Origin of the sequence: Methylophaga sp. UBA1464 (assembly GCF_002325665.1) — a bacterium.
Taxonomy (GTDB): Bacteria; Pseudomonadota; Gammaproteobacteria; order Nitrosococcales; family Methylophagaceae; genus Methylophaga.
The window spans coordinates 9,850-19,159 of sequence record NZ_DCSO01000109.1 but is presented as its reverse complement, the minus strand read 5'-3'; the positions used below and the strand labels follow the sequence as shown (position 1 = coordinate 19,159).

The 9,310-nt window shown below is 44.3% G+C and carries 13 protein-coding genes and 1 pseudogene; 10 read left to right on the top strand and 4 right to left on the bottom strand.

Going from position 1 to position 9,310, the window contains the following annotated elements:
- From B3O33_RS14735 to B3O33_RS14690, 10 genes are all read left to right on the top strand, one after another.
- Positions 1-655: HD-GYP domain-containing protein (locus B3O33_RS14735; protein WP_292363885.1), on the top strand; the 655-nt coding region annotated here is incomplete at its 5' end.
- A 53-nt stretch (positions 656-708) separates the two neighbouring features.
- Positions 709-1,617: a ribosome biogenesis GTPase YlqF gene (ylqF, locus tag B3O33_RS14730; RefSeq protein ID WP_292362025.1), complete on the top strand. Its 909-nt coding sequence runs from the start codon at positions 709-711 to the stop codon at positions 1,615-1,617.
- Positions 1,618-1,678: 61 nt separating this feature from the next.
- Complete coding sequence (locus B3O33_RS14725) at positions 1,679-2,194, top strand: Slp family lipoprotein (RefSeq protein WP_292362026.1); 516 nt, start codon at positions 1,679-1,681, stop codon at positions 2,192-2,194.
- Positions 2,195-2,301: 107 nt separating this feature from the next.
- Positions 2,302-2,487 (top strand): hypothetical protein, encoded by a 186-nt coding sequence (locus B3O33_RS14720; protein ID WP_292362027.1) that lies wholly within the window; start codon positions 2,302-2,304, stop codon positions 2,485-2,487.
- Positions 2,488-2,489: 2 nt separating this feature from the next.
- Positions 2,490-2,756, top strand: coding sequence for a hypothetical protein (locus B3O33_RS14715; RefSeq protein ID WP_292362028.1), 267 nt, complete (start codon positions 2,490-2,492; stop codon positions 2,754-2,756).
- 30 nt (positions 2,757-2,786) lie between these two features.
- Entirely contained in the window at positions 2,787-3,005 is a 219-nt protein-coding gene (locus B3O33_RS14710; RefSeq protein WP_292362029.1) for a hypothetical protein, read from the top strand.
- Positions 3,006-3,196: 191 nt separating this feature from the next.
- A complete protein-coding gene (locus B3O33_RS14705) occupies positions 3,197-3,904 on the top strand; it encodes a peptidase (RefSeq protein WP_292362030.1) in 708 nt (235 codons plus the stop codon).
- 46 nt (positions 3,905-3,950) lie between these two features.
- Positions 3,951-4,907 (top strand): nucleotidyltransferase domain-containing protein, encoded by a 957-nt coding sequence (locus tag B3O33_RS14700; protein ID WP_292362031.1) that lies wholly within the window; start codon positions 3,951-3,953, stop codon positions 4,905-4,907.
- The gene (gene gnd, locus B3O33_RS14695) at positions 4,904-6,376 is read left to right on the top strand and encodes a decarboxylating NADP(+)-dependent phosphogluconate dehydrogenase (protein ID WP_292363884.1); all 1,473 of its coding nucleotides are present in this window, start codon (positions 4,904-4,906) and stop codon (positions 6,374-6,376) included. The genes B3O33_RS14700 and gnd overlap by 4 nt, the downstream gene beginning before the upstream one ends.
- 123 nt (positions 6,377-6,499) lie before the next feature.
- Positions 6,500-7,246 carry a lipopolysaccharide kinase InaA family protein gene (locus B3O33_RS14690; RefSeq protein WP_292363883.1) on the top strand — a complete coding sequence of 249 codons (747 nt, stop codon included), beginning with the start codon at positions 6,500-6,502 and terminating at the stop codon, positions 7,244-7,246.
- Here B3O33_RS14690 and B3O33_RS14685 read toward each other — a convergent pair.
- The 4 genes and pseudogenes from B3O33_RS14685 to B3O33_RS14670 all read right to left on the bottom strand — a co-directional run.
- Complete coding sequence (locus B3O33_RS14685; protein WP_292362034.1) at positions 7,235-8,113, bottom strand: SdiA-regulated domain-containing protein; 879 nt, start codon at positions 8,111-8,113, stop codon at positions 7,235-7,237. The two genes, B3O33_RS14690 and B3O33_RS14685, sit on opposite strands and share 12 nt — an antisense overlap.
- 162 nt (positions 8,114-8,275) lie before the next feature.
- Positions 8,276-8,704 carry a DUF6524 family protein gene (locus B3O33_RS14680; RefSeq protein WP_292362035.1) on the bottom strand — a complete coding sequence of 143 codons (429 nt, stop codon included), beginning with the start codon at positions 8,702-8,704 and terminating at the stop codon, positions 8,276-8,278.
- A 30-nt stretch (positions 8,705-8,734) separates the two neighbouring features.
- Positions 8,735-9,010: an acylphosphatase gene (locus B3O33_RS14675; RefSeq protein WP_292363882.1), complete on the bottom strand. Its 276-nt coding sequence runs from the start codon at positions 9,008-9,010 to the stop codon at positions 8,735-8,737.
- Positions 9,001-9,310, bottom strand: a pseudogene (locus B3O33_RS14670) (GMP synthase (glutamine-hydrolyzing)); the annotation flags it as partial. The gene B3O33_RS14675 and the pseudogene B3O33_RS14670, both read right to left, overlap by 10 nt.

The following is a 9,310-nucleotide window of genomic DNA, read 5'->3' as shown; positions in this document are numbered from 1 at the left end:
GGATCAACTCGGTTTATCGCCGGTTGAGCTTGCCCGGTATCATGATTCAAATACCCGTCTTCCTGCCACTGAACAGCTGCTTGACGACAAGCCGGAACACATCATCCCGCATAATCAGAAAGCGGCTGAAGATGCAAAATCCGGCGTTAATCTGAATCAGCCGGAATATGGCTTTAATCATGGTGAACTTTACAATCTGACCATTGAATCCGGCACTTTGACCAAAGAAGAGCGTTTCAGAATTAATGAACATATTCTGACCACCATCAAAATGCTTGAGTCACTTCCCTATCCTGATGAGCTTTCAAACATTCCGCGTTATGCGACAACTCATCTGGAAACCATGAATGGCACCGGGTATCCGCGTGGTTTGACGGCAGAAAATTTATCGGTGCCGGAACGCATTATCATGCTGGCCAATGTGTTTGAAGCGTTAACGGCAGCAGAACGTCCTTATAAAAAAGCCAAAACCTTAAGTGTGGCGATTTTCATTTTGCATCAGCTGGTTGAGCAGCAACTGATGGATCGTGATGTGTTTGAATTATTTCTCACCAGCGGGGCCTATAAGCAATACGCTGAACGTTTCATGGCGGCTGAACAAATTGATGAAGTCGACATCAGCAGGTTTATCAGCGATGCCGACCGTTATATTTAGCGCTGAAGCGTTATAATTAATCTACCAATTCCGGTATTTTTAGTGAGTTCTTGATGGCAATTCAGTGGTTCCCCGGGCATATGCATAAAGCCGGGCAGGAAATGAAAAAAATCCTGCCGCAAATGGATCTGATAATTGAAGTACTGGATGCCCGGCTGCCTTATAGCAGTTCCAATCCGATGCTTGCCGCAATACGTGGAGATAAACCCTGCCTGAAAGTGCTTAATAAGGCCGATCTGGCTGATCCTGCACTCACTGCAATCTGGCAGGAATATCTTGAACAGGAACAGGGCATAAAAACACTGGTTTTGTCGGCAAATGCGACGTCGCGAGGCAAGGAATTGATTGCGATGTGCCAAACCATGGTGCCCGGTAAAGCCAGCAGTGTAAAAAAGATACAGGCACTGATTATGGGCATCCCGAATGTTGGAAAATCGACGTTAATTAATGCGTTGGCCGGACGACAGATAGCCAAAACAGGTAATGAACCGGCGGTAACCAAAGTGCAGCAACGGATTATTGTTGATGATGTGGTGGTGTTGCATGATACGCCGGGCGTGTTATGGCCAAATCTGGAAAATCACGACAGTGGTTATCGTCTGGCGATCACCCATGCGATAAAAGAAACAGCCTTTGAAAATCACGATATAGCTTTATATGCCGTCAAGTATCTGATGCAGCAGTACCCTGAAGCCCTGTTCAGTAGATTTCATGTGGATGACATCACAGACCACGAGCAAACGATGTTGGAAAAAATGGCTCAAAAACGTGGTTGTATTAAAGCGGGTGGCGTGGTGGATATTGAGCGGATTAGTAAAATTCTGCTCACTGAATTACGCAATGGTCAGCTTGGCAGACTGACGCTCGAAACGCCCGAGATGACTGAGCATGAGTGGTTACAGGTAATACAGAGACGCGAAGAAAAAGCGGCCAAAAAAGCGGCTCGTAAAAGTAAACGCTGATAGCTGGCAACATCTGCGGGTTTAATCGGTCTATTCAACAACGTTAATGGAGAAATGAGTTATGCGTATTTTAAGTCTTTCACTGATGCTTATATTGACGGCTTGCGGGGCAACAAAACCCTCTCTTTATGCAAAATCAAATAACGATATTACCTATGAGCAGGTTCTGCAGAATATCGAGATGCATCAAGGACAAACGGTTCGCTGGGGTGGAATGATTGCTCAGGTAGCCAATTACGAGGATTTTTCAGAGTTGACTATTGTGCAATTTCCATTGACCCGGCATGGGGTGCCTATATCAACTGAAAACAGTGCCGGGCGCTTTATTGTTCGCAGTGAACGATTTCTTGACCCATTGATTTATTCACCGGAGAGACTGGTGACGTTTCTTGGAACCGTCAAGACACTGCAGCTGCAGAAAGTCGATCAGAAAATGTTATCCGTGCCTTTGGTTACAATGGAAGATGATCATGTCTGGCCACAAAAAGATCCGGAATCATCCCGGGCCTATAACCCCAAACATGACGCGCCATTTTTGGGTTATGGTTATTATGGAACCGGCACCTATTCCCCTTAAAGACTGCGCTGTTGCTTGCGTCTTAATCTAAATAATAATTATTTGCATTTAGAATAATCAATCCTTATACTGCATCTAACCTTATCAATCTTGCTGAGGTATTTAAGATGCAGACATCAAAAACGTACTTTCCGAAACAAAATGCCATACAAGTAGCGTTTAGCCCTGATCGACTGGAAGCGTTAATCAGTCAGGGAAAACTACACGCTGCTGACTTTAACTGTCTGGACAAAAAATCCAAACGAACGGTGTGGAGCATGTTGCTCGCCGCCGCAGCTCACAGATTGAGTTAATCATGAATGTAAACAGAGCCGAACGAGCAGAAACCTGGTGTGAAGCTGTCATTTTAGCCGCCAATGAGCAACTGGAATCAATGTATCGTCAACATGCTTCAGCATGCCTGGCGTTGCAGATTTCACGAAATTATCGATTATTACTGACCCACAACGAACATCCCTTAAAGAAACAGCACTGGCGGGCCTTATCTCAGCGCTGGCTGCTCAGTTATCAACTTCATCGAGGCCAACAACGTGGATTACCCGATATGTTGGAAAGTCTCTGAATTTTCAAATTTACAATAAGGAACTTCATCATGGCTTCAAATTCCTGCCAACCTGAAAATGTTTTTTCTTCCAGTACCTGTGACATCCAGTTTTGTCCTGATTGTCAGATGGTGCATGTCAATATGGGCGCTATCACCATCCGTATGACCGAACAGCATTTTGCCACTTACGCAATTGATATCAGCAAAGCGTTGTTTCATATGCGGCAACGTGAAATTCATCAGGCGGATATGCGGGTAATGATGTAATTAAGCATTTCGCGCTGTAATTCAGACGATCATGATTCAGGCTGTTTAATGTCACTTTAAGTGATATCAGTCACCATTGAAGGGAGCTTGGCTCCCTTTTTTGTCTGAAATGTATGGCAAGATAAAATCCTGCTGCTATTTTCAGCTATGCTTACACTTTACTTGTCAGTAATGGTTGAGGAATGCGGTGAATGCTGAAAGGGATTAAAGTCGCGGGTGTCGTGATAATTTCTTCGCTGATATTGATTTGGCTGGCTTGTGGAATACTGATAAATCATGCCAAGGATTTGAAGCTGGAACAAATCAAGCTTGCTGCCCCATGGTTGCTTGAACATTACAAAGTCACAGATGTACCAGTGAAAAATGGATGGCTGTTGGCCGATCAGCTGTTTATCGAAATTGAATCGCAGCTTTATGTGAATGCCGAACCTAAACTACGTCTTAACCGTCCATTATTAGGTGGGATTTTACTCGAGGACATTATTGCCCTGGCAACGGATGATAATCTTATCCTGTTTGATACCGGGGGCCAGTATATTGGTGCGTTGGGAGCCGCAGAACTTATTCCGGCGGAAATTCAGAATATAGGCCTACATCATGGACTCCCAATACTGCAAACAAGAACTGGAATGTGGCAAGGGAATTCGATTTTGGATGATTGGCAATTGATCTCCCTCGATGGCGTTTCATGGAGTGAGTCGGTACCGATTCCAGATTCAACACTGGACCAACTGAGACAACAGTTTGAAGCATACGGGATCACACTGGGGACGCTGTTAACAGATCTGCATAGCGGACGTTTTTTCGGTGAACAGGGCCGATGGCTGATTGATGCGTTAATACTGTTGATTGTAGTTCTGGCCCTGCGCGGCATGTTTGGATTATCAGACAAGTCATAATGTAATGACTATGCCATTATAAAAATCACTTACGGGAGGTAGGTTTTTGAGACAGACAGGGTTTCCGTTTCTGCCCAAAGACTTCATTGAAACTGAAGATGGATTGATCTTTGCTGTTGTTAGCTATCACTCTCATGATCAGAAAGTGGGCTGCTTTTTACGCTACGTTCATGATCAAAATGGCTGGCATAAGGTCGATACAGAGCAGGCCAACCGATTACTTGAACGACATCATCCCGAGTTTCTGTTTTATTCAAACCAGTTTGATGCAGCATTTCATGCTGTACCGGTGGACAGAATTTTTCGGCATCATCGGCCCGAACAACGGCTGCAGCAGTTATTGAATCAGCCGGCAGAAGATCTGCTGCAACACAAATTGCATAAATTAATAGCGATTTTCCGGCAATATTCAGTAGATATTGATGCAATAGGTCTTACCGGCTCAATGCTGATTAATCAGCAAAAAAGCACATCAGATATTGATTTAGTTATTTATGGACGTGATGCGTTCCATCAATGCAGGCAAGCAGTCAAAAATGCAATTACCAATAATATTCTGCAGAAACTTGATAAAGCACAAATGCAGGAAAACTATCAACGTCGTGATAGTGAACTGAATTTTGAAAGTTTTAGCTGGCATGAATATCGAAAATACAATAAAGCGATGATCGATGGCAGTAAATTTGATATCGGCATGGTCTGTCTAACAGATGAACTGGATATTGAGCATCGGCATTTTTTTAAACAAGGCATTAAAACCATCCAGTGCCGGGTGACCGATGACAGTCGTGCGTTTGATTTTCCGGCACGATACCGAGTTGATAATGCGCTGACGCCTGAAATCATTTCCTTTACCCATACCTACGTTGGACAAGTGGAAAAAGGTGAATTTATTGAGGTGTGCGGTGCATTGGAATGTGATGCCTCCGGAACCTGCCGAATTGTGGTGGGTTCTACCCGTGAGGCTCGAGGCGAATACATAAAGGTGATAAATCAGAAATGAGTGAATTGATTCAAAATACTAATACAAAAGCAGATATTGGTGTGGTGGGGCTGGCTGTTATGGGTCAGAACCTGGTGCTGAATATGAATGATAAAGGCTTTAAGGTGGCGGTCTATAACCGAACCTCATCCAAAGTCGATGAATTTTTGGAAGGTCCTGCCAAAGACACCAATATTATCGGTTGCCATGATCTGAAAAAATTTGTCGAAAGCCTTCAAATGCCTCGTCGGGTCATGTTGATGGTGAAAGCGGGTCCCGTGGTTGATTCTTTTATTGAGCAACTGGTTACCTATCTGGATAAAGGTGACATCATTATTGATGGCGGTAACTCGCTGTTTAATGACAGTGACAGACGCACCCATGAACTGCATAAAAAAGGCATCCTGTTTGTTGGTAGTGGTGTTTCCGGTGGTGAAGAGGGTGCCCGTTTCGGACCTTCCTTAATGCCCGGCGGTAATTTTGCAGCGTGGCCTGCGATTAAACCCATTTTCCAGTCCATTGCCGCGCAAGTTGATGGTGAGCCTTGTTGCGACTGGGTCGGCAATGATGGTGCCGGACATTACGTAAAAATGGTGCATAACGGCATTGAATACGGCGATATGCAATTAATTTGCGAAGCCTATCAGATGATGCGTGAAGGACTGGGTATGTCCGGTGACGAGATTCAGCAGGTGTTTGCTGAATGGAATGAAGGTGTTCTGGACTCATATCTTATAGAGATTACCCGCGATATTCTGGCGGTCAAAGAGCCGGATGGCAGTTTGCTGATTGATCATATTCTGGATACGGCAGGCCAAAAAGGTACCGGCAAATGGACCGGAATAAATGCGCTGGAGTTGGGTATACCGTTAACACTGATTGGAGAAGCAGTTTTTTCCCGCTGTTTGTCTGCCCTTAAAGATGAGCGAGTCACTGCCGCCAACATTTTGCCTGCTCATGCGGGGCAATTTTCAGGTGATAAAGCTGACATGATCAATGCGATTCGTGATGCTTTGTATGCCTCAAAAATTATTTCCTATGCTCAAGGTTATATGTTGATGCGCGAAGCGGCCAAAACCTATGGTTGGGAACTTAATTATGGTGGCATTGCTTTGATGTGGCGCGGCGGCTGTATTATTCGCAGTCGATTTCTGGGGAATATTCGCGATGCTTTTGAGCGTAATCCAAAACTGGAAAATCTGTTGCTGGATGATTTCTTTATCGATGCTATTACCGAAGCTTTACCGGGTTGGCGGAAAGCAGTTGTTTGTGCCATTAGTCTAGGTGTGCCAACTCCAACCTTCAGCAGCGCGTTAGCCTTTTATGATGGTTATCGTAGTGAGCGATTGCCTGCCAACCTGCTACAGGCACAACGTGATTATTTTGGCGCGCATACCTATGAACGACTGGATAAACCTCGTGGCGAATATTTCCATACCAACTGGACGGGGAGGGGCGGAAATGTATCAGCCTCAACTTATGAGGCCTGATTTCTAAATAGATAAAGTTACGATGAAAAGGGCGGTTATTCGCCCTTTTTGTTATTTAAAAATTGGTTTACCCGTCAAGACTCACTTATCATTTACGCCATGGATAGAATGACACATTGGCGCATGATGCCAGAATTTTCACATTTGCATGCTGATTTTGCCGATCTGGATAAAATTTTTAAGTTACAAGGTGAGACCATTACCAGTGAACGACTTTCGGATCTCATCCGGGTAAACATTAATAATAGTGACTACTACGTTAAACGTTACCGATTTGCTGGCAAGGGGTTAAGGCGTTTTTTGGGTATGTCTCGTATACAATCTGAATGGCAAAACCTGCTCTGGTTTAGAGAACAAAAGATTGCTACAGCGACAGTAGTCGCCTTTGGCATCGAGAAAACGTGGGGCGTGTTTCAGCGAGGTGCGTTAATAACGCAGGCCATTCCAAACAGTGAAGATTTGGCCAGCCTGGCCAGAGCTGATGATCCACGTTTGAGTGATGCAAAATGGGTGAATAAAATCAGTATGCAAGCTGCAAAAATGCTGCAAAAAATGCATAACAAAAGCTTTGTGCACAATGATTTTAAATGGCGAAATCTGCTGGTGGACGATGAGGATCGGTTATTTGTGATTGATTGCCCGCTGGGAGCTTTCTGGCGGGGAGCTTTATTGCGTTACCGTTGCATCAAAGATTTGGCTATGCTGGATCGTGTTGCTAAATATAAACTGAGACGCAGTCAACGAATGCGCTTTTATCTGCAGTACCGTGGTCATCAGCATTTAACCAATGAGGATAAACGTCAGCTAAAACAACTTTTATCACGAAAGGTCAGGAGAAAAAGCAGTTTTGCGCCTAAATCAGCTGTTTAGCGGTGTTTTTCGCGTTAATATCAACAGCTGATTCGGTTCGCCAACGATATAAATATTTCCCTCTGTATCTGATGTGACACCTTCAGGTTGCTGCATTAATGGCCAGAGATTAAATGGGCCCAGACCCAGTCTGACACGTGACCGTTCCTGACCCATAAAATCAATGACATGCAGACTATGCGATTCATCACTGAGCACGAGTAATTTCTGCTCGGTACTCTCATTGAGTAGCGTTAATCCCGAAAAATCACCCACATCAAGCCGGAGCTTTTTTATCGCATCAAATTGACTATCATTGCTATCATCAGTCAATGAAAAATGCAGGATCCGTGCGGGCTTTTCACGTACGATAAATAAGCCATTTTGTTGTGAAATCGCGATGCCTTCAATACCTTTGTTCTCCTTTTCAGGAGAGGATATCGCGATCGTTTTTACATCCTGGTAGTTTATCTGTGTTGTTGAATCAAGGATTTCAATAAAGCTGACAGTTTGCTGTCGTTCTTCACTGATAATAAACATATTGTCTTTTACATAATCAATACTTTCAGTATCCGAGAAGCCAATTAAATCAATTGTTTGCAGTAATTGTCCGGTTTTACTCATCACAACGATTTGTTCAGGATTGTTTACGACACCATACAAATGTCCTGACTCAGGATGATAGGTCAATCCTGATAAATTATCGACAATTCCATCAATAGTAAGTACGTTACTGAACTGATAATCCTGTTGCAGATTCCACCGGCTATCCTGAACGGCTTTGGCGGAGCTAACTGTGCTGAACCAAAGGCAACCACTCAGTAGCGTAGTAATAAGCAGAACAGCAATCCATAATCTCGATTTTGTTTGGTTCGAGAATAACGACATGTGTGAATCCTTCAGCCTGAATAATTTATCAATATCACGAATGGATATGACATTAAGACTGTACGATAGAGATACAGGCTTAATTCAAGCTGAAAATTTTTTAATACACTGCGCCGTAGTTTGAGTCAGATGATTTATTTCTGTCGAATGCGACGGTGGCGTCTAATCATCTACATCATCCATATCTGCCTGACCCGATAATCGACGACGGATATGTGACCAGGACATGCCGACCGCAAGAACAGCCGCAATCAGGAATAAGGCAATATAGGTAAACGCCGCGTGATGGCGCAGTTCGAGAATACCCAGATCAAACAGCCACCAGACGATAATGGCAAAAAAGGCAAAGGCGAGAATCAGGCCAAAACCGCCCAGGGAACGAAAGGTTGCCCGCAGGTAAACGGTCCAGCCAATCAGGATAATCACGGTAGCCATGGCAAAAGGAGGAGTGATACCCGTGCCATTACCTAAAATGGCGTCATTAGCCCAATGATAATAACTGTAACCGCTCGGGTTGTAGCTGATATAGACCAACAAAACAGCAAACAACAAACGTAATAAAAAGCCTTTGCTATTAAAACGTTGTGCCATGTCGGATTCCTTTTGGGTTATTTGGGCTAACTAACGGATCTTAAAATTATCAAATTCACCTGTAGCAGATTGTTCTGTAACGGAAATATCCGTTACTTCCGCAAAACGAGGACCTTGCCAGGCCCAGTCCAGTAATTGCTTGAGTTGTTCAATCTGGCCTTCAGCCACGATCTCAACCTGACCATTGCTGAGGTTTCGCCCCCAGCCCCACAAGCCGAGTTTCTCAGCAGCAATCTGTGCCGACATACGATAGCCAACACCTTGCACACGGCCTCCAATCAACAGATGATAACGCGTTATTCCCATTCAATCGTAGCGGGTGGTTTCCCGGAGATATCGTAGACGACTCGTGAGATACCGCTGACTTCATTGATGATACGACGTGATACCAGATCCAGGAACTCATAAGGTAAATGCGCCCAGCGCGCGGTCATAAAATCGATGGTTTCAACCGCACGAAGTGCGACTACATAGTCATAACGGCGGCCATCGCCCATTACACCAACTGATTTGACTGGCAAAAACACTGCAAACGCCTGACTGGTTTTGTCGTATAAATCGTGAGCCCGTAATTCTTCGATGAAAATGTTATCGGCTTTACGCAGC